Raw genomic sequence first — 19,412 nt, 5'->3', positions numbered from 1 at the left:
TGCCCGGCTCCTCTGCGATAAGCTTACTGATCCTGGAAGAGCAAGCCTGCGGCCCAGTCGTATTCGCCGCCGACAGCATGGTATGCGCCGCCGCTAATCGATGACCTATATCCGTCAGAGGAATTATATTCACCACCGCTCACGGAAGAGCCATCGCCGCTAGAGATGTTATAAGAGCCGCCACTTATCGATGACCTTGATCCGGAGGAGGTATTGAGTACACCGCCGCTCACCGACGAACTGTAACCTGAGGCGGTGTTTCGTTCGCCGCCACTCACTGACGAGTGATAGTTTGAGGCGGTATTGTAATATCCGCCGCTCACTGACGAGAATTGCCCGGAAGCGACATTAATTAAACCGCCACTCACTGATGATTCCATACCTGAGGCGATGTTTTCTCGACCGCCACTCACCGATGAAAAATCTCCAATGGCTTGATTTATAACTCCGCCGCTCACCGAAGAATAAGTGCCGAAGGCAGTATTGTTTACTCCGCCACTCACCGATGAATACTGGCCTCTAGCCTGATTCCCCGTGCCGCCGCTAACCGAAGCATAGTCGAAATAGGTTGAATTACCCGAGCCTCCGGAGATGCTAGCCGCATAGCCATTGGCTACATGCCAGGAGCCGCCGCTTATGCTGGACGCTCCTCCGTTGGCCTGGCTGTATAAACCTCCGGACACTGTGGCGTACGGCGCATGAGTGGCATTGCCGATACCGGCCAAAAATCCACCCCAACTTGTGTATTCATGCCACTTGCCAACCACGAGGTTGTGCGATCCAGGCCGTGAGTAGACTCCATAAGGATTTTCGTTATATCCAACGATGAGGTTTCCAAGGCCGGTCAATACCGTTTCTTCGGTGACTCCGGAACCGCTTCTCACATGAACGTTTGCCCCGGTGAAGAGGATGTGGGGGCCGGCGAGGCCGTCGATGGCGTTGGTATCAACCGAGACGTAGCTGCCGAGGTCGAGAGCCGGGTTGGCTTCGACGGCCGCCAGCCTTGCTTCAAGCGCGCCGGGCGACATGGCTTCGAGGCTGGAAACTCTCGTTTCAAGCAGTGCGACATTCGCCTGAAGCTGTGCGTTGTCCGCTTGAAGTTGGGCGTTCACCGCCTGTTGCGCCGTGATAGCGCTTTCCAGCGCCGCGAATCTGGCTTCCACGTCCGTGGCGAGCTTGACGCCGGTGACAACTCCAATGGCGATTTTGTCGCCGGTTACCGAACCGGTGGCGAGGTCGGAGGCCCCGATTGCGCCGTCCTGAATCTTGTCGGTGGTTATCGCATCCGTTCCAATTTTGGCGTTGGTGACTACGCCGTCGGCGATGTCCGCGGTGCCGACGTTTCCGTCGGCGATTTTGTCGCCGGTTACCGAACCGGTGGCGAGGTCGGCGGCCCCGATTGCGCCGTCCTGAACCTTGTCGGTGGTTATCGCATCCGCGCCGAGTTTGGCGGTTGTGACGGCGCTGTCGGCGAGGTCAACGGTCATTACCTGCCCGTCGATTATGTCTGCCGACGCTACGTTGCCCGCCATTGCGGTGCCCGCCTGAATGGCCAGAAAAACGCCGAGTGCGAGAATTCCGAGTTTTGACTTCATCTCTTTTTCTCCGGTTCAAGGTGAAAGCCTGACGGGAATCGTCAAGCTCCGACGACCGGCTTTAACCGGCCTTATATACCCGTTACCGTGCGGTATTTATATGCGCTTGTGGAGTTTGCCCCCCCTAGAAAAAAGAACATGACATATTGACTGGAAATAACTGCACCTGTTTTGGTATTAATTAACCTGTAAAAACAAGACATTTTACTTAGTACATCTTTTCACGCATTATTTCCATACCTGAGTGCTTTTGTGAATTGATATACGGAAATGGACAATCAAGATGTACAAAAATAAAAAATTTTCAGGAAAATGACATTTCCCTCCATTGCGCCTGCGGCCCGGTCCGCGCCGCGAAGCCTTCTCCAAGGAAAGATTGCAGGTTGGGTTGCAAATGTTTTACTGTTCGGGGTGGTTCTTGATCGTAAGGCGCCGTTAGCCGCGAAAGCGGCGTAAGGCACCGTTCGGATTGGAATTGATGCGTTACGCCTTCGTGGATGCCATGACTGATAAAAAATATTCGACGGCGATATTCGCGGTCCTGCTGGCGGCGCTGGCGGCGGCGGTCTATTGGCAATCGACGGGGTTTGAGCTTGTCGATCTGGACGACCTCGAATACACCGTCTACAATCCCATCGTCAGCGGCGGCCTTACGTGGACGGGGATCAAGGCGGCGTTTACCCAATTCTCGCAGAAGTACTGGATTCCGGTGACGTGGCTCTCCTACATGGCGGACGTAAGCGTCTCCGGCATGAGCCCGGCGGCTTTTCACCGCACCAACGTCATCCTTCACTCCCTGAACGCAAGCCTCGTTTTCCTCCTCTTTCGCTTCGCCACCGGCTCGGGCTGGAAAAGCTTCTTCGCGGCGGCTCTCTGGGCGCTTCACCCCCTGCGCGTGGAATCGGTGGCGTGGGTGACGGAGCGAAAGGACGTGCTGGCGGGGTTTTTCTTCCTCCTCGCGCTTCTCGGGCATTTCCGGTACGTAAAGACGGAAAAGAAACTCTGGCTGGCGGCGATTGCGCTCTGCGCCCTGCTCGGCCTTATGGCGAAGCCGGTGGTGATGGTGCTGCCGGTCGCGATGCTCCTTCTGGATTTCTGGCCCCTCGGGCGCTTCCCGGAGGGAGGCTTTAAGGCGAACCCCAAGGGCTGCGGGCGGCTGCTCCTCGAAAAAGCCCACCTTTTCGCGCTTTCGGTCGTTTTCGTGATCGTGACCGTGCGGGCGCAGGCGATAGAAGGAGCCTTTAACGTTGACGCGGGCCGGAGCGGGCTTTACGAGAATTTAGCAACTGCGGTAAAGGCTTACTCCGCCTACCTCTACGAGACCGTCTGGCCCGCCGGGCTTTTCGTGCGGGGGCAGGAGTACGTCACCCATTTCGGCTACGCGGCGACGGCCCTTTGCCTCGGCGGCCTCGTCCTCGTCTCCTTTCTGGCTTTCAGATTCCGAAAGAGTTGCCCGGAGCTGGCTTTCGGCTGGTTCTGGTACCTTTTAATCCTTTTTCCCAACAGCGGCATCGTGCAGGCGGGGATGAACACCTTCTCCGACCGCTTCACCTATCTTCCTCACGTCGGCCTGACCGTGGGGGCGGTGTGGGGAGCGGAGCGGCTGTACTCGCGCTTCTTTGCGGATATCCGGCCTCTCGTCGCCCTTTGCGCGGTTTTGCTGACGGTCCTGCCGGTTCTCTCCTACAGACAGACCGGAGTCTGGAGGGACGATTTCACTCTTTTCGGCTACATCGACAGGGTTACCGGCGGGCGAAGCGCGCTGGCCAAAAGCGTTCTCGGCGGGGCCTTCATGCGGGCAGGGAAATATCAGGAGGCTTACGACAACTACAGTTATGCCCTGCGCCTCGATCCCTATACTCCGCGCGGCAACGGCGACAAGGGGATGGCGGCGGCGAAGCTGGGAAGGTTCCGGGAAGCCGCCGACCTCTACAGGATGGAGCTTCGGGCCTCGCCGGGCGACAGGCAGTTTTGCATCCGGCTGGCAAACGTGCTCATAGTAGCGGGAGACCTTCCAGGCGCGGCCCGGCAGGGGCTGGAGAACATCCGCCAATGGCCGGGGGACAAGGAGGCGTGGGAGGCGGTTAATTACCTCGGGGGCGAGGAAAAGGCGAAAGCTCTTGCGAAAAGATAGCTTGCGGATGAACCATGACCTTTAAAAAGTATCCGGCGGCGATCTTCGCGGCCCTGCTGGCGGCTCTGGTGCTGGCGGTTTACTGGCGCACAAGCGGCTTTGGCTTCATCTCTCTGGACGATCCCATGAACGTGTCCAAAAATCCCCTGGTAACAGGCGGACTTACGCTTGACAGCGTGAAGGCGGCGTTTTCCTCAACAACTATTTCTCTTGCCTGGATTTCGTACATGGCGGACGTGGAGATATCCGGCATGGACCCCGGAGGCTTTCACCGGACCAACGTCCTTCTCTATCTGTTCAGCGCGGTTTTGCTCTTTCTCTTCTTCCGTTCGGCCACGGGCTCGGTCTGGAAGAGCTTTTTCGCCGTGGCGCTCTGGGCGATGCACCCGATGCGGGTAGAATCGGTCGCGTGGATTTCCGAGCGAAAGGATGTTCTCTCCGGACTGTTTTTTATCCTCTCTCTCTGGTCTTACCTTCTCTATACGCGCACAAGAAAGCCCGGCTGGTACGGGGCGCTGCTTTTGTGCGGAATATTGGGGGTTTTGGCGAAGCCGATTCTGGTCGTTCTTCCCGTAGCGCTCCTCCTTTTTGACTTCTGGCCGCTTGGCCGCTTCCCGCAGGGAGGCGAAAACCGCGCTGAGAAGTTGCGAGGGCTTAAAAGCCTTCTGCTGGAGAAGGCCCCGCTGTTCGCCCTCTCTTTCATTTTCGTCGCAAACACCCTCTACGCTCATGCGGACAGCGATGCGAAGGCCGGATATGAAAGAAACTTTTTTTACGGATTTTCCAATGCGGCGGCCTCGTACTGGAAGTACCTCGTAAGAACCTTCTTTCCCGGCGATCTGATGCTCTCCTACGACACCCCGGCATCGGCCCCGGGTCTGATTGCGGTAATAATTTCACTGGCGGCGCTGGTTGTTGCAAGCGTCGCGGCTTACAGGCTGCGACGGAAAGTTCCTGAAATAACCTTCGGCTGGTTCTGGTTTCTTTTGATTCTCTTTCCAAACAGTGGAATAGTGCCGACGGGGATGCAGTCCTTTGCCGACCGGTACACGTTCTTGCCCCACCTCGGCGTCGCTATCGCCCTTGTGTGGGGAACCGCGCGTCTCGCCGGAAGAACGGGTTTCGGCGAGAAGGGGCTGATCCCCCCCGGAGTCGCCGCCGTAACGGTTCTGGCCATCCTCAGCGGAACCTTCACCGGCTACTGGAAAAATTCCCTTACCTATTTCGGCCGCATAGACGAAATCTACGGGGGCAAAAACGCGGTGGCGTTAGGCCATCTGGCCGACGCCAGCATGGACGAGAACAATCCGGCAAAGTTTCTGGCGTATGTGGACCGGCTGGAGAAACTGGATTCCTTTTACTATCCCAACTACAAAAGAAACAAAGCCATCGCGCTTTACAAACTGGGCAGATACGACGAGGCTCTGGAGTTTCTCCGGCAGGAACTTAAAGCCAACCCCCAAAGCAGGGAGATTTCTGACCTGATACAGAACATTACCGTGGTAAAGACCGGGAAACAAAACAGGTGACGCGGGAAGATAGTACGCAGGGTGGCGCGCCCCCGCTTGCTGGTGTAGGCTTTTACAGACCCGCGTAAAGTCCTAAACCCTAAGACCCGGAGCCCAGATGGAGCAAAATTGCTGTAACGAAGAGGAGAAAGAGCCGCAAAGGGAGCTTCACCTCTATATCCATCTGATTCTCGCGGCGTCCCTTTACCTGGCCTTCCTTATTCTCCGCTCACTCCTCCATCCGATTATCTTCGCCGCCGTTCTGGCCTCTCTCTGTTCGCCGCTGATGGCGTTTTTTGAGCGGAGGTTCAACGGAAGGCGGAATATAGCGGCGTTTTTCGTCGTCTTTTCGGCGGCCCTTGCGATACTCGGGCCGCTCATCCTCCTTCTGGGGGTGCTGGTGGCCGAGGGGGTGAGTTCGCTCGCCCGCGTTCAGGAATGGCTCCAGTCCGGCGGGCTGGAGGTGTGGCTCCACCATCCGAGGCTGGCGGGATTAATCGAACTCGCCAAAGAGAGGCTGCCCTTTACCGCCGATCTCGACGTAAACGAGCAGCTTCTTGCCTTGAGCAGGAAGGGGGGCGAGGCGCTTCTCAGCCGCGGGGCGGACATGGCCGCCAATATCGTAAGCGCCACAGTCCAGTTTTTCATCCTCCTCTTCGTGATGTTTTATTTCGTGCGCGACGGGAAGGAGATAATAAGGTCGATAAAGTCTCTCACGCCCCTTGAGGAGACTCAGGACGACAGGATAATCCTTCGTATCCGGGATATGTCCAGATCGGTCTTCGTGGGGAGCTTTCTCACCGCGGTGGTTCAGGGAATCGTGGGAGGGATAGGTCTTTCCCTGGTGGGCATACCCGGCCTCTTCTGGGGGGCGATAATGGGTGTGGTATCCCTTATACCCTTCGTGGGTACGGCCCTCGTCTGGATACCGGCGGTCCTCTACCTCTTTATCGCGGGCAGCACCGGAAGCGCGATCTTTTTGCTGGCCTGGAGCGTCCTTCTCGTCGGCTCGATAGACAATTTCATAAGACCCTACCTGATTCGCGGAGGCGGCGGGCTCTCGCCCTTCTACGTCTTCCTCGCGGTGATAGGCGGCTTAGAGTACTTCGGCCTGCCGGGAATCCTTTACGGCCCCCTCATCCTCAGCTTCACCGCCGCTATCCTTCATCTGTACAAGGAAGAGTTCCCGACGGTGCCTCACACGATTCCGTAAGACCCCGGCTTTCTCTTTCGGCGAAATCTATGTGTCGTTCCGGTAAAAAAACCGGAGCGGCATTTTTTTGTCGTTGACTTACGCATAACTTACGCATATAGTCCAGGCATGGAAACGAAACGGATAACCCCGAAACAGAAAAACCTCCTCGACTACATCGGTGAGTTCATGGCGAGGCGCGGCTACGCTCCCTCGCAGCGGGAGATCGCCGACAGGTTCGGCTTCAAGTCGCTCGGCACCGTACAGAATTACCTCGTGAGGCTCGAACGGCAGGGGCTTTTAAAGCGCCCCTGGAACGCGAAGAGGGCGATCGAGCCGGTGGGGTTCGAGCAGGCGGCGCTGGAATTGCCGCTGCTCGGTTTCGTCGCGGCCGGAAGGCCCATCGAAGCCATATCTAATCCCGACTCGGTCGAGGTTCCGCCTACGATGATCGGAGCGGGAGAGAATTTCGTCCTCCGGGTAAAGGGCGACTCGATGGTAGGCGACGGGATAATGGACGGCGATCTCGTCGTCGTCGCCCGAAAGAGCGACGCGGCAAATGGTAAGACGGTCGTCGCTCTCGTGGACGGCGAGGCGACGGTCAAACATTACTACAAGCTGGGCCAGAAGATTGAGCTTCGCTCCGCTAACCCCTTCGTACCCACCATCGAAGTCGGCCCCGAGAGGGACTTTAGGATAGAGGGAATCGTCATAGGCGTTATCAGGCACTGCCGCTGAGGCCCAGGAGATAAGTCATGAAAGTCGTAATCGTCTATCAGAGAAAAAAGAGAGTCGCCAAAACGGAAAAAGGTTCGGTTCTTTGCAGTTTCCTGAAATTTCTTCTCTGCGTCACCGGGGTGATGGCGGGGTTCGTCTTTAGCGCCCACCTGTGGGCCGGCGGGTTCGGACTCGATCCGATGCGCATCATCGGGGACTCCGCCTGGCTGCTTCTTCTGACAGCCGTAGCCTACGCCCTTCTTCTGCTCGGTTTTTCAGCCGCCGCAAAGCCGAGGCGGGCAAGGCCCGCCGTCGCGGATTTCGCCGGAGTTGTGGCCTTCCTCCTCTCCTTCGGTTTCGGAGTGGCGGGGATTCGAGCCGCCCTCTGGGTAGCCGCCTGAGTGAGGAAAGGCCGTAAGGCCGCAGCCTGTTATAGTGATAAAACCTGAACCAGCTACGCGGTGAAAACGCTCTCCGGGGGGGCGTCCTTTTTTGCTGCCTGGTATTCCTTCCATTGGTGTTGCCCGTCTTCTTTCTATCTGATAGGTTAACCGTAGTTACCCGGCGCATCCTTTCCGCCCCCGGCTTCGTCATGTCCTCGCTCAAGGTTCGCCGTAGCGCTGCTACTGCCTCACCTTTCGCTGTGGGATTCCTCGCCTGGAACGGAAAGCCGCGCCGGTGAATTCTGAACCCTGCATCTTGGTTTGCGCAGCCTGTGGGCAAAGGGCGACGTTTTTTCAGCTGATGAAGAAGAGGATGCGTTAACTGGTCGTTGCGAATCTCCTCTCGCTTGGCGTCTCTTTGAATCCGGGGCTCTCGCGACGTTTTTAAAAGCCTCTCGATGAAGAAATCCCTTCGTGACGAACCTTTAAAAACCATTGGGGCAATGAGAAGATTTTGATGGGAAAAATATGAGGGGCGAACGGGAAGATCTGGCGCCGTACGCGGCCAGAAGCGCCGAAAGCCGGGGAAGGGAGCACGGCGAGGAACTCAAGGACGGCCGCCCCGCTTTCGAGCGGGACCGCGACCGGGTAATCCATTCGGCGGCTTTTCGCAGGCTCGAGTACAAGACGCAGGTCTTCGTCAACCACGAGGGAGACTACTACCGTACGCGCCTCACCCACAGCCTGGAGGTCGCCCAGATAGCCCGCGGGCTCGCCAGAAGGCTGGGCCTCAACGAGGAGCTGACCGAGGCGCTTGCGCTCGCCCACGATCTCGGCCATACCCCTTTCGGACATACCGGCGAAGAGGTTCTTAACCGCCTCATGGCCGAAAACGGCGGCTTCGAGCACAACCTCCAGGGGCTTCGGGTCGTCACCCTGCTGGAAAAGAGACACCCCTCCTTTCCTGGCCTGAATCTCACCTTCGAGGTCCGCGAGGGGATAGTCAAGCACTCATCGAGCTGGGACAAGCCCGACTTCATCTCGCTAACGCAGTACGAGCCTTCCCTTCAGCCGACCCTCGAAGCCCAGCTTATCGACCTCGCCGACGAGATAGCGTACAATAACCACGACATAGACGACGGCCTCGAAGCGGGCTACGTCTCCCTCGGCGAACTCATGGAGATAAGACTCTGGAGGGAAACTTGGGAAGAGGTTTTGGCGAGGATGACGGGGATAGCCGGGCGCGAGGCGGTTAGCCAGACTATAAGCCGCCTCATCGGGACGATGATGCAAGACCTCGTGGAGGAGACCGAAAGGGCCCTCTCCGGCTCCGGGGTAAAAGACCTTGATGACGTAAGGAATTGCGGAGCGAGGCTGGTCAGGAGGTCTCCCGCGATGGAAGAGAAGAACCGCGAGCTTAAAAAATTCCTGATGGAAAAACTTTACCGCCACCCCAAGGTCGAGACGATGCGTTTCAAGGCGGAGCGCTTTTTGACCGACCTCTTTAACGCCTACGCCCAAAATCCCGGGCTTTTGCACCTTTCGCTCCGCGAGAGGGCGAAGGAAGAGGGGCTTTTCCGGGTGGTGTGCGACGCCGTGGCTTCCATGACCGACCGCCAGTGCATCGACGAGTACAGAAGACTCTTCGATCCCTACCAAAAAGTCTGAGATGGCCGAGAAAATATCCTACCGGCTTCAGTATTTGCTCCTTCGGTTCATGCGGGCGCTCGTTCTCGCGCTGCCGGAGGGGGGGCGGGCTTCCCTCGGGAAATTCCTCGGCGCTTTCGCGGGGTTCGCGCTCCCCTCGCGGCGAAGGCTAATCCTCGAAAACATTAAATACGCCATGCCCGAGGTTGGGGAGGAGGAAGCCCGTTCGATAATGAAGGAATCCCTCCGGAATCTCGGGCGGGTCGCGGTCGAGATTCTTGCCGTCCCCTCACTTGACCGCGACAAGATGGAAAAGCTCGTCCGTTACGAGGGCGAGGAGATACTTAAAGAGGCGCTTGCGGGAGGGAAGGGAGTCCTTTTGCTTACCAGCCATCAGGGCAACTGGGAATACTCCAGTCTCGCTCTGGCGGCGCGCGGCTACAAGTTGAACGTGGTCGGAAAACGAATAAAAAATCCAAAGATAGACGACTTAATAACCGCGACCAGGGAGCACTTCGGCACGAAGTTCATCCACCACAGGAATGCCCTTCGGCCGGTGCTGCGCGCTCTTTCCGCGGGGGAGATAGCGGGATTCCTGCTCGACCAGCGGGCTCAGGCCAAGGAGGGAATCCTGAGCGAGTTTTTCGGCCGCCCCGTCTCCACCAACCCCGGCCTCGCACTAATCGCCCTCCGCAGCGGCGCGCCGGTCGTCTTTTGCTGGAGCGAGAGGGTGAAAGACGGCTTCGTGGTCCACTTCGACGGGGTGATAAAACCTCCGGAGGAGGGGAGCAGGGAAGAACTGGTAAGGAGCTTCACAATGGAGTTCGACCGGTGGATGGAGCGGGCGATACGCAGGAGGCCCGGACAGTGGTTCTGGGTTCACCGGCGGTTCAGGGTCCCCAAGAGGATGGCCCGGTGAGAAATGCTGTCTTTCTTGACCGCGACGGCACGATAAACAGGGAGGTCAACTACCTTTCGACGGCCGGCAAGCTGAAGGTCTTCAAAAGTTCCGTCGAGGGGCTTCGCCTGCTCAAGGAGGAGGGATACCTCCTCGTCGTAATAACCAACCAGTCCGGCGTGGCGAGGGGAATGTTCGACGAAAAGACGGTCGATACGCTTAACGCCGAACTGAACCGCAGGGTCGGCTTTCTTATCGACGCTTTCGTCTGCTGCACTCACCACCCTGATTTCACCGGAACCTGCGACTGCCGCAAGCCTTCTCCCGGAATGCTCCTTTCCGCCGCTAAAACCCACGGTATCGACCTTAAACGGTCCTGGATGGTGGGCGACAAGGTTTCCGACATAGAGGCGGGGGTCAGGGCGGGGTGTAAAACCGCCCTCGTCCTCACCGGCTACGGGCGCAAAGAGCGCGAAAAACTCGCGGCAAAGAAAATAATTCCCGACATTATCGCCGGAAACCTTGCCTCTTTCGCCCGCAAGGTTAAAATGGGCTGGCCGGGGACAACGTAAGGAAAGCTGAACTCACATGGCGTTAAAAAAAGAACTTCTCGAAATAATTGTCTGCCCCAGATGCAAGGGAGCCCTCATCTACCGCGAGGAACTTGACGCGCTCGATTGCCCCGAGTGCTCACTTCGCTACCCGGTCGAAGAGGGGATACCCGTCCTCATCGCCGACAAGGCAAAGCCGATCGAAGGCGACTGATGGCAAGGCCGATAACCGCGACGATTATCACCCTGAACGAAGAGCAAAACGTAGAGGCCGTCGTGGCTTCGGCGCTACGGGTCTGCGACGAGGTTATCGTCGTCGATTCCTGCTCGACCGACCGCACCGTAGAGCTTGCGGAAAAAGCGGGGGCCAGGGTGCTGGTTCAGCCCTACCTCGGCGACGGCCCCCAGAAGAATTACGGCGTTCCCTTCGCCAAAAACGACTGGATCTTCAGCATCGACGCCGACGAGCGCTTCGAGGACGAGGCGGTTGCCGCAATCATGGCCCTCGACCTCGAAAAAGCCCCCTTCGATTCCTACGCCGTGAGAAGAAAGACCTTTATCGGCGACAAGTGGATAAAGACCTGGTACCCCGACTACGTGACCCGCCTCTACGACAGGAGAAAGTGCGCCTACACCAACGTAATCGGCCACGCCTCGGTGGTCGGCGGAAGGAACAAAAAACTCAGGGCGGACCTGCTGCACTACTCCTACGCCGACCTTCGCGACCTCATAAAGAGAATCGACAAATTCGCGGCGAGGGGGGCGAAGCAGCTGCTGGAGAAGGGCGGGATGATAGGCGTTTTCGCCCCGGTGGCCCACGGCTTCGGGCGGTTCTTCAAGCAGCTCGTCCTTCGCAGGGGTTACGTTGACGGCTTTTACGGCCTTACCGTCGCGGTGGTCTCGGGCTTCGGAGCCTACATGAAATACGCGCTGGCCCTGGAACAGCAGAGAAGTACAAAGAATCGCTGAAATAGTTTGCCGGAGTCGCGGGTTTGTAAACATAAAAGTGTCTTGAATATTAAAAGGGGGCCGAAGGATGCGAAAGGGAATAATCCTCGCCGGGGGAGCGGGGACGAGGCTGTATCCGCTGACGCTGACCGCAAGCAAGCAGTTGCAGCGCGTCTTCGACAAGCCGATGATCTACTACCCGCTGACCACCCTCATGTTCGCGGGAATAAGGGATATCTGCGTCATCTCCACCCCGGAGGACCTGCCGCGCTTCGAGGCGCTTATGGGAGACGGCAAGAGGTGGGGGATAACCCTTTGCTACAGGGAGCAGCCGGAGCCGAAGGGGATTGCGGAGGCTTTCCTTATCGCCGAGGACTTTATCGCGGGCGAGCCCGTTACCCTCATCCTGGGCGACAACATCTTTTACGGCAGTTACGAGTTCGACAAAATATTCCCCTTTTTCGAGGAGGGGGCGCATATCTTCGCCTACCGCGTCAAGGATCACCGGCGCTACGGCATCGTCGAATTCGACGGCGAGGGCAATGTCGTCTCCATCGAGGAAAAGCCCGACGAGCCGAAAAGTTCCTGGGCTGTGCCCGGCCTTTACCTCTACGGCCCCGAAGTCGTTGAAATCTGCCGGAACCTTCTGCCGGGTGTCCGCGGCGAGCTTGAGATAACCGACGTCAACAAAGAGTATCTGAAAAGGGGGCGGCTCAGGGCTTCGATAATGGGCAGGGGCACCGCCTGGCTCGACACCGGGACGGCCACCAGCCTCCACGAGGCCAGCACCTTCGTCCAGATAATCGAATCCAGACAAGGGCTGAAGATCGGCTGCCCGGAAGAACTGGCGCTTCGCAAGGGATTCATCGGCTTCGAGGAGTACGCCGCTCTCGTGGCGACCTTGCCGGACTGCGAGTACGCAGACTATCTCAGGGAAATCCAGAGGGAATTCAAGGACAGGAAGAAACTTTGGCCCCCCACGAGATGAAAAATATCCTCGTGACGGGCGGCGCGGGGTTCATCGGCTCCAACTTTGTCCGTCTGGTCCTCGAAAGACGCCCCGAAGCGAGGGTGGTGAACCTCGATCTGCTCACCTACGCCGGAAACCCCGAAAACCTCGCGGGTCTTGAAAACACCGGAAGGTACGAGTTCGTCAGGGGAGACATCTGCGACGGGGGGCTCGCCCTTGAGCTTATGCAAACGCGCAAGATCGACACGCTGATAAATTTTGCCGCCGAGAGCCACGTGGACCGCTCCATCCTCTCCGGCTCCGATTTCGTCAGGACCAATACCCTCGGCGCGCAGACCCTTCTGGAGGCCGCCTCGAAGGCGGGCCAGGTCAGATTCGTGCAGGTCTCCACCGACGAGGTTTACGGCTCGCTGGGGGAGCGAGGGCGCTTCACCGAGGAGTCCCCTCTCGCCCCGAACAGCCCCTACTCCGCCTCCAAGGCGGCCGCCGACCTCCTTTGCAGGGCTTACGGCCGGACCTTCGGCGTTCCGGTGATAATAACCCGCTGCTCGAACAACTACGGCCCCTTCCAGTTTCCGGAAAAGCTTATACCCTTGATGATAATAAAAGCCCTTGGCGGCGAGAAACTTCCCGTCTACGGCGACGGTATGCACGTCCGCGACTGGATACACGTAGAGGACCACTGCGCAGGGCTGCTTCTAGCCGCCGAGAGGGGAATCCCCGGCGAGGCCTACAATATGGGGGGCGAAGCGGAAACGACGAACGTCGTTATCGTAAAGAGCATACTGAAACTCCTCGGAAAGCCCGAGACGCTTATCAGCTACGTAAAGGACCGCCCCGGCCATGACCGGCGCTACGCCATCGACTCCGGGAAAGCCAAAAGGGAATTGGGGTTCGTGCCGATAAAGGACTTTGAAACCGGCCTTCGCGAGACGGTTCAGTGGTATCTTGCGAACGAAAGGTGGTGGCGGCGCGTCATGAGCCGCGAATACATGGACTACTGCGAGAGAAATTACTCGGGAAGACTCGAAAGGTAAAGGCCATGCGAAGCGTCTTCATACACGAAAAGGCGATTGTGGAGGAGGGAGCGCAACTGGGCGAGGGAACGAGGGTCTGGGCTTTCGCCCACATCCTTCCCGGCGCGGTCGTCGGCGCCGGCTGCAACATCTGCGACCACACCTTCATCGAAAACGACGTGAGGGTGGGAGACAGGGTGACGGTCAAGAGCGGGGTCTTCATCTGGGACGGGGTCCGCATAGGGGACGACGTTTTTATCGGGCCGAACGTCACCTTCACCAACGAAAAATACCCCGGAAGACAAAATCGCCCTGAAAAGTACGTCGAAACCGTCGTCGAGGCCCAGGCCTCTGTGGGCGCGAACGCCACCATCCTCCCCGGCCTCACGATCGGAAGAAAGGCGATGGTCGGCGCGGGCGCGGTGGTCACCCGCAACGTGCCTCCCTACGCCATAGTCGTGGGCAGCCCCGCCTGCATCGTCGGCTGGGTGGACAAAGAAGAGGAGACCTGCGAGCCCGAAGACCAGCTTTCGGTTATGAAGATGCGCCCCAGAGTGGTGCAAAATGAGCTTAAAACCGTAAACGACAAGCGGGGCGCTCTGGTCGAGCTGGATTTCGAGCAGGGACTGCCCTTCGTTCCCAAGCGACTTTTTTACATCTTCGGCGTGCCCTCCGGCGTCGGCAGGGGAGGCCACGCCCACAAGGAATGCCACCAGTTCCTTGTCTGCCTCAAGGGGTCGGTCACCCTTCACACCGACGACGGCTCGACGCGAAGGGAATACGTGCTCGACAAGCCCAACACGGGCCTCTACCTTCCTCCGCCGACCTGGGGGAGGCTGACGAACTTCTCCGCCGACGCTGTCCTCATGGTGCTGGCCTCCCACCCTTACGACGCGGGCGACTACATCCGGGACCAGCTCGAGTTTCTGGAATACGTCAAGGCGTTTTGACGAATGGGGATTCCCTTTCTCGACCTGAAACGGGGCTACGCGGAGCTTAAGGATGACCTCGACCTCGCGTACCGCAGGGTGATGGAGTCCGGCAATTACATCCTCGGGCGCGAAACGGAGAGCTTCGAGAAGAAATTCGCGAATTACTGCGGAGCCGATCATTGTGTCGGTGTAGCCTGCGGCCTCGACGGACTCCACCTGATACTCCGGGGCTATGGAATCGGCCCCGGCGACGAGGTAATCGTACCCTCCAACACCTATATCGCCACCTGGCTGGCAGTTTCCCACGCCGGAGCGGTTCCCGTTCCCGTCGAGCCCGACTCGAAGACCAGGAACATAGACCCCGAACGTATCGAAGCCGCGATAACCCGGAATACGAAGGCGATAATGGCCGTCCACCTCTACGGAACCCCCGCCGACATGGCGCCAGTGATGGAGATCGCCCAAAGGCGCGGCCTCAGGGTGATAGAGGACAACGCGCAGGCGCAGGGGGCGCTCTACCGGGGCAGGCGCACCGGCTCTCTCGGCCACGCCGCGGCCACCAGCTTCTACCCCGGAAAGAACCTCGGCTGTTATGGCGACGGCGGGGCGGTGACGACAAACGACCCGGAGCTGGCCGAGAAAATCCGGGTGCTCAGGAACTACGGATCGAGGGTGAAGTACGAAAACGAGATGGCGGGGTACAATTCGCGCCTCGACGAGCTTCAGGCAGCCCTCCTGTCCGAAAAACTCCCGCTCCTCGACGAATGGAACAAGAGGCGGAGGAAGATAGCGTCGCTCTACCTGAAGGAGCTTTCAAATATCCCCTCATTGGCGCTTCCTACCGTTCCCGAAGGGTGCGAGCCGGTCTGGCACCTCTTTGTAGTGGAGAGCCCCCGGAGAGAAGAGCTTCAAAAGAAGCTGGAGGGGAAGGGAATCGGGACGCTGATACACTACCCGGTACCGCCGCACCGGAGCGGGGCCTACGCGAAAATGGGTTTCGGGGAAGGAAGTTTCCCTGTGGCGGAAAAGCTGGCCGGAACGGTTCTCAGCCTCCCGATGGGGCCTCACATGACGGAGGGCGAAGCGCTGGAAGTCGTGGAGGGGGTTGTTTTGGCTTTGAGGGAAAGCGAAAAAGCCTTATAAGGGCGGAAATAATAAGAATTCAGGGGGGAAACGTATGAATCCAAAGAACAGACCGCCCCTGAGCCGCTTTACCGGCGCGGATTTTATCGTCCCGCATCTCTCAGGGACCGCGAACGCGCACGGGCGGAAGGTAAAAGGTTATTCCCTGATAAGGTTTGTTGAGGCGCAATGATGAATTCGTTGGCAAAAAATGCCGGAAGTTCTCATGTGATTGTTTTTTCATACAATCGGGCAATGCAATTGGACAGCGTATTGTCTTCAATTGAAAAATTTCTGGTTTGCAGACCTTTGAAAATAAGTGTGGTCTGGCACGCCGACGGACCGCATGTCGAAGGATATCAAGAGCTGATAAAGACATGGAAAGCTAAAGGCGTTAATTTTTACGAGAGATCCGGGCGTGCCGGGTTGGGTTTTCAACTTGCAAGAATCTTTATTCCCAAAACACGAAATTTTAAAACCTTTTTCAAACGCTCTCATATAAGAAAAGCAGACAATTTCCAGCCATTATTGCTTGAAATACTTAAAAGCGACGAAAGTGAATTCTTATCGTTCAATACGGATGACTGTGTTTTCATAGGCGAGGAAGCTTTTCCCGAAAGAGCGATGAATCACATAAGAAAAACCCCTGACAATGCGTCTTACCGCATGTTTCTAGGTAGCAACCTTGATGACTGTCCAAAGGATATCGGAACAAGCGACGGCCTGATGTTCTGGAATTATTTTAAAGACAGAAGCGAATATTCCTGGACCTATCCTTTCGCCATCGACGGAACGTTTTACGACCGGAAGTCTTTGGTAAAGCTCATAGACAAGATATTGGTTCATAATCCCATAACTCTTGAAATGTATCTGTCTAAGTACTGTAAAAAATTAAAACTGTACGGAAACGGGTCTTCCCCGGTAATTTCAAAAATGACGATGGTGCCGCTAAACAAGGTTTCCCATATAGTGCCTACGAACAGGCACGGCTGCACCGATGTGCTGCAATTGAACAAATATTATCTCGACGGCTACAGGCTGGAATTAAATATTCCATATTCTTTGAATAAAATCGTATATTTGCCGGACAGCGTAACCATCGCCAGGGGCGATGACAGGATTTCACTGTCCGTCGTAGCGTAGTTTTCCCGATTTTAAGGCATTTCAAGAATCCCGGAGATAAAAAATGGCAGTTTTCAAGTACGCCAGCAGGGAAGTAAGCCGGCGCTCGGCGCAGATAATGGTTCCGTACATAGTCGAGGTAACGAAAGCCCGTTCCGTAATCGACGTCGGCTGCGGCCTGGGGTCGTGGCTTCTGGCCTACCTGGAGAACGGCCTCGACATAAAAGGTTTGGACAATTGTCACGTCCTTACGGAAGATACCCTCGTCGACAAGGCCGTCGTTCAGGTTGTTAACTTTGAAAAGGGGTATCCGAAACTTGAGAAGGCGGACCTGGTAAACTGTCTGGAAGTGGCCGAGCACATAGACCCTTCGGCGGCCGACGGTTTTCTCGATTTTCTTGTCGGCCTTTCGGATGTGATTGTGTTTTCCGCGGCTTTTCCGGGGCAGGGGGGCTTCGAGCATAAAAACGAGCAATATCCGCAGTACTGGCGGGACCGTTTCGCCGCCAGGGGCTACGTGTTCCTCGACGCTTTCCGGCCCGTGTTCTGGCAAAACAGCGAAATAGCCCTCTGGTACAGGCAGAATATGTTTCTTGTCGTGAAAAAGGAGATCGCCTCCCGGTTCGCGATTCCCGTGTGGGACGGCAATGTCTACATATTGCCGGAAATGTACGAAGCGAAGATCAGGAAAATCGAAGAGCTCAAAGGAAAAAGGCTGTCAAGGAAACTGAAAAAAGTTTTCGGGTTTTTCAGGTAAACCGCCATGCCAATGGTGTCGGTTATCATGTCGCAGTACAATGGCGGGCTGTTTCTGCAAGGCGCCGTTGAAAGCATTCTTGCTCAGACTTACAGCGACTTTGAATTTATTATCCTCGACGACGCTTCCACCGACGGAAGCCTTGGCGTCCTTAAAGAGTACGCCGGGCTGGACAAACGGATAAAGCTCATAGAGAATCCGGAGAATCAGGGGCTTACGAAAAACCTGAATTGCGGCATAAGGGCCGCGGAGGGGAAGTACATAGCCCGGATCGACGCAGACGACGTAGCCCATCCCGAACGTTTTGCGCGGCAGCTGGAGCTTTTGGAGAATAACAGGTCCATTGACGTGTGCGGTTCGTGGATACGGCGCATGGGCGATAGGGCTGGAACCGGCAAACACCCTGTAGACGACCGCCGGATAAAGGCGAATCTTTTTTTAAGCAGCTCATTGTTCCACCCGACCGTGATGATGAGGAAATCATTCCTCGACAGCCGCGATATTTCGTACGCCGAGGAATTCAAGAAGGCTCAGGACTACGATCTTTGGGTTCGCATGGCCGAGGCGGGGGCGGTTTTTCACAACATACCGGAGGCGCTGGTTTTTTACCGCTTCCACCCCGGTTCGGTCACCAGTAAGTCTGGAGGCGAGCAGGCCTCTTTCGCGGACAGGGTGAGATTCCGGCAGCTTGCCCGCCTTATCGGCGAACCTTCCGGAGAAGAAAAAGCCCTTCACCTGACGCTGGTTCACGCCAGCCGTCGGCAGGAAAGCCTGACGGACGCCGGAACCATGAGAAAGCTGGCATCCTGGGTAAGGCGGCTTGCCGAGTCTAACGACGCCTCCCGCCTGTACGACCCGGACTGTTTCCGCGCTCTTCTTTCCAGAAGATGGGACCGGGCGATGAGGGAGTCCGTAGCCGGGGGTCTTGGCTTCAAGGATGTCTGGGACGTCGGGACGGCCGGAACTATCGGTTTCCCCTTCTGGAGGGGATTGCGCCTGAGATTTTTATCCCTCAAGAGATAGCGGGCCGGTCAGCACAAGGAATCTTCGTTTAATGAAAATTTCCCTCATAGTCACTTCCTACAACCAGCCCGGTTTTCTCAGGAAAGCGCTTCTTTCCGCAAACAGCCAGTCTCTGCGGCCCGATGAGGCGGTAGTGGCCGATGACGGTTCCTCCGCCGATATCGCCGGAATGCTGAGGACCCTGGCTCCTTCGCTGGCTTTTCCCGTCAGATGCGTCACCCACGCAGACAGGGGGTTTCGCGCGGCCAGGACGCGCAACAACGGAGCGAGGATAGCGGGGGGTGATTTTCTTGTCTTCGCCGACCAGGATATCGTCTTCACAAAAAACTACATAAAAACCTTCGTCGACAACGCCCGTGAAAAGGAGTTTCTGGTATCATGGCCGGTGCGGCTCACGAGCGAACAGACGGACCTCGTTACCGACGAAATGATAACGGTCGCCGATTTTTCCGGCCTTATAACCCCGGAGCAGTGGGCCGGAGTCAAAAAGCAGCACCGCAAAGACGCCTTTTACCGGGTGCTGCACAGGCTGCGCCTGCGTCCCATCGGTCCCAAGCTGCGTAGCGGCGTCCTCGCCCTCTTCAAAGAGGATTTCATGGCGGTGAACGGCTTTGACGAGATGTACAAGGGGTGGGGGAACGAGGACGACGACCTGGGCTGGCGGCTCTACAGCTACGGGGCAAAGGGGCGCAACGTGACGACGATCGAGGTTCCCGTGCACCTCTTCCACCCGACGAACAGTGGCGGAACCCGCCCCAACAAAGAATATTACAAAAAGCGCATTGCCGAGATACGAAAGGGGGATTACAGATGCGAATACGGTATGCTAAGCCCACTTGACGACGACCGGCCCGTGGTTCTGAACCTTAACGGCGATTTCAGAAAGCCCGCTTGAAG

General features: G+C 57.2%; 19 protein-coding genes. 18 read left to right on the top strand and 1 reads right to left on the bottom strand.

Annotated elements, in window-relative coordinates; genetic code table 11:
* Window positions 1-23: 23 nt before the first annotated feature.
* Window positions 24-1,595 carry a hypothetical protein gene (locus EPN96_03875; GenBank protein TAL17903.1) on the bottom strand — a complete coding sequence of 524 codons (1,572 nt, stop codon included), beginning with the start codon at window positions 1,593-1,595 and terminating at the stop codon, window positions 24-26.
* A 478-nt stretch (window positions 1,596-2,073) separates the two neighbouring features.
* Between EPN96_03875 and EPN96_03870 the strand changes: the two genes are divergently transcribed.
* The 18 genes from EPN96_03870 to EPN96_03785 all read left to right on the top strand — a co-directional run bounded on the left by EPN96_03870 (window position 2,074) and on the right by EPN96_03785 (window position 19,410).
* Window positions 2,074-3,729, top strand: coding sequence for a tetratricopeptide repeat protein (locus EPN96_03870; GenBank protein ID TAL17902.1), 1,656 nt, complete (start codon window positions 2,074-2,076; stop codon window positions 3,727-3,729).
* Between the two features lie 14 nt (window positions 3,730-3,743).
* A complete protein-coding gene (locus EPN96_03865; GenBank protein TAL17901.1) occupies window positions 3,744-5,258 on the top strand; it encodes a tetratricopeptide repeat protein in 1,515 nt (504 codons plus the stop codon).
* Between the two features lie 97 nt (window positions 5,259-5,355).
* Window positions 5,356-6,450, top strand: a complete 1,095-nt coding sequence (locus EPN96_03860; GenBank protein TAL17900.1) for an AI-2E family transporter — start codon at window positions 5,356-5,358, stop codon at window positions 6,448-6,450.
* Window positions 6,451-6,558: 108 nt separating this feature from the next.
* Entirely contained in the window at window positions 6,559-7,167 is a 609-nt protein-coding gene (lexA, locus tag EPN96_03855) for a transcriptional repressor LexA (GenBank protein TAL17899.1), read from the top strand.
* A gap of 17 nt (window positions 7,168-7,184) precedes the next feature.
* The gene (locus tag EPN96_03850; GenBank protein ID TAL17898.1) at window positions 7,185-7,547 is read left to right on the top strand and encodes a hypothetical protein; all 363 of its coding nucleotides are present in this window, start codon (window positions 7,185-7,187) and stop codon (window positions 7,545-7,547) included.
* Window positions 7,548-8,057: 510 nt separating this feature from the next.
* On the top strand, window positions 8,058-9,197 hold the full coding sequence (locus EPN96_03845) for a deoxyguanosinetriphosphate triphosphohydrolase (GenBank protein TAL17897.1): 1,140 nt from the start codon (window positions 8,058-8,060) through the stop codon (window positions 9,195-9,197).
* A 1-nt stretch (window position 9,198) separates the two neighbouring features.
* The gene (locus EPN96_03840; protein TAL17896.1) at window positions 9,199-10,095 is read left to right on the top strand and encodes a hypothetical protein; all 897 of its coding nucleotides are present in this window, start codon (window positions 9,199-9,201) and stop codon (window positions 10,093-10,095) included.
* Complete coding sequence (locus EPN96_03835; protein TAL17926.1) at window positions 10,050-10,646, top strand: HAD family hydrolase; 597 nt, start codon at window positions 10,050-10,052, stop codon at window positions 10,644-10,646. Before EPN96_03840 ends, EPN96_03835 begins: the two co-directional genes overlap by 46 nt.
* Window positions 10,647-10,662: 16 nt before the next feature.
* Window positions 10,663-10,839 (top strand): Trm112 family protein, encoded by a 177-nt coding sequence (locus EPN96_03830; protein TAL17895.1) that lies wholly within the window; start codon window positions 10,663-10,665, stop codon window positions 10,837-10,839.
* Window positions 10,839-11,594, top strand: coding sequence for a glycosyltransferase family 2 protein (locus EPN96_03825; GenBank protein TAL17894.1), 756 nt, complete (start codon window positions 10,839-10,841; stop codon window positions 11,592-11,594). The genes EPN96_03830 and EPN96_03825 overlap by 1 nt, the downstream gene beginning before the upstream one ends.
* 67 nt (window positions 11,595-11,661) lie before the next feature.
* Window positions 11,662-12,561 carry a glucose-1-phosphate thymidylyltransferase gene (gene rfbA, locus EPN96_03820; GenBank protein ID TAL17893.1) on the top strand — a complete coding sequence of 300 codons (900 nt, stop codon included), beginning with the start codon at window positions 11,662-11,664 and terminating at the stop codon, window positions 12,559-12,561.
* Window positions 12,558-13,580 (top strand): dTDP-glucose 4,6-dehydratase, encoded by a 1,023-nt coding sequence (rfbB, locus tag EPN96_03815; protein TAL17925.1) that lies wholly within the window; start codon window positions 12,558-12,560, stop codon window positions 13,578-13,580. Before rfbA ends, rfbB begins: the two co-directional genes overlap by 4 nt.
* 5 nt (window positions 13,581-13,585) lie before the next feature.
* Window positions 13,586-14,509 carry an isomerase gene (locus tag EPN96_03810; protein TAL17892.1) on the top strand — a complete coding sequence of 308 codons (924 nt, stop codon included), beginning with the start codon at window positions 13,586-13,588 and terminating at the stop codon, window positions 14,507-14,509.
* Window positions 14,510-14,512: 3 nt separating this feature from the next.
* On the top strand, window positions 14,513-15,634 hold the full coding sequence (locus EPN96_03805) for a DegT/DnrJ/EryC1/StrS family aminotransferase (protein ID TAL17891.1): 1,122 nt from the start codon (window positions 14,513-14,515) through the stop codon (window positions 15,632-15,634).
* 240 nt (window positions 15,635-15,874) lie between these two features.
* On the top strand, window positions 15,875-16,756 hold the full coding sequence (locus EPN96_03800; GenBank protein ID TAL17890.1) for a hypothetical protein: 882 nt from the start codon (window positions 15,875-15,877) through the stop codon (window positions 16,754-16,756).
* A gap of 43 nt (window positions 16,757-16,799) precedes the next feature.
* The gene (locus EPN96_03795; protein ID TAL17889.1) at window positions 16,800-17,492 is read left to right on the top strand and encodes a methyltransferase domain-containing protein; all 693 of its coding nucleotides are present in this window, start codon (window positions 16,800-16,802) and stop codon (window positions 17,490-17,492) included.
* A gap of 6 nt (window positions 17,493-17,498) precedes the next feature.
* Window positions 17,499-18,515: a glycosyltransferase family 2 protein gene (locus EPN96_03790; GenBank protein TAL17888.1), complete on the top strand. Its 1,017-nt coding sequence runs from the start codon at window positions 17,499-17,501 to the stop codon at window positions 18,513-18,515.
* Window positions 18,516-18,546: 31 nt separating this feature from the next.
* The gene (locus EPN96_03785) at window positions 18,547-19,410 is read left to right on the top strand and encodes a glycosyltransferase (protein TAL17887.1); all 864 of its coding nucleotides are present in this window, start codon (window positions 18,547-18,549) and stop codon (window positions 19,408-19,410) included.
* Window positions 19,411-19,412: the final 2 nt, after the last annotated feature.

It is taken from the genome of bacterium, from assembly GCA_004322275.1.
In the GTDB taxonomy this organism is placed as follows: domain Bacteria; phylum Desulfobacterota; class Deferrisomatia; order Deferrisomatales; family BM512; genus SCTA01.
Note: the sequence above shows the minus strand (reverse complement) of the source record. Positions and strands in the feature narration are given on the sequence as shown.

Bases quoted from the DNA above. Each gene is read 5' to 3' on its own strand.
- EPN96_03830 (TAL17895.1), top strand. From the start codon at position 10,663: ATGGCGTTAAAAAAAGAACTTCTCGAAATAATTGTCTGCCCCAGATGC.
- rfbA (TAL17893.1), top strand. From the start codon at position 11,662: ATGCGAAAGGGAATAATCCTCGCCGGGGGAGCGGGGACGAGGCTGTAT.
- EPN96_03845 (TAL17897.1), top strand. From the start codon at position 8,058: ATGAGGGGCGAACGGGAAGATCTGGCGCCGTACGCGGCCAGAAGCGCC.
- EPN96_03850 (TAL17898.1), top strand. From the start codon at position 7,185: ATGAAAGTCGTAATCGTCTATCAGAGAAAAAAGAGAGTCGCCAAAACG.
- rfbB (TAL17925.1), top strand. From the start codon at position 12,558: ATGAAAAATATCCTCGTGACGGGCGGCGCGGGGTTCATCGGCTCCAAC.
- EPN96_03805 (TAL17891.1), top strand. From the start codon at position 14,513: ATGGGGATTCCCTTTCTCGACCTGAAACGGGGCTACGCGGAGCTTAAG.
- EPN96_03825 (TAL17894.1), top strand. From the start codon at position 10,839: ATGGCAAGGCCGATAACCGCGACGATTATCACCCTGAACGAAGAGCAA.
- EPN96_03840 (TAL17896.1), top strand. From the start codon at position 9,199: ATGGCCGAGAAAATATCCTACCGGCTTCAGTATTTGCTCCTTCGGTTC.
- lexA (TAL17899.1), top strand. From the start codon at position 6,559: ATGGAAACGAAACGGATAACCCCGAAACAGAAAAACCTCCTCGACTAC.
- EPN96_03865 (TAL17901.1), top strand. From the start codon at position 3,744: ATGACCTTTAAAAAGTATCCGGCGGCGATCTTCGCGGCCCTGCTGGCG.
- EPN96_03790 (TAL17888.1), top strand. From the start codon at position 17,499: ATGCCAATGGTGTCGGTTATCATGTCGCAGTACAATGGCGGGCTGTTT.
- EPN96_03870 (TAL17902.1), top strand. From the start codon at position 2,074: ATGCGTTACGCCTTCGTGGATGCCATGACTGATAAAAAATATTCGACG.
- EPN96_03795 (TAL17889.1), top strand. From the start codon at position 16,800: ATGGCAGTTTTCAAGTACGCCAGCAGGGAAGTAAGCCGGCGCTCGGCG.
- EPN96_03810 (TAL17892.1), top strand. From the start codon at position 13,586: ATGCGAAGCGTCTTCATACACGAAAAGGCGATTGTGGAGGAGGGAGCG.
- EPN96_03785 (TAL17887.1), top strand. From the start codon at position 18,547: ATGAAAATTTCCCTCATAGTCACTTCCTACAACCAGCCCGGTTTTCTC.
- EPN96_03875 (TAL17903.1), bottom strand. From the start codon at position 1,595: ATGAAGTCAAAACTCGGAATTCTCGCACTCGGCGTTTTTCTGGCCATT.
- EPN96_03860 (TAL17900.1), top strand. From the start codon at position 5,356: ATGGAGCAAAATTGCTGTAACGAAGAGGAGAAAGAGCCGCAAAGGGAG.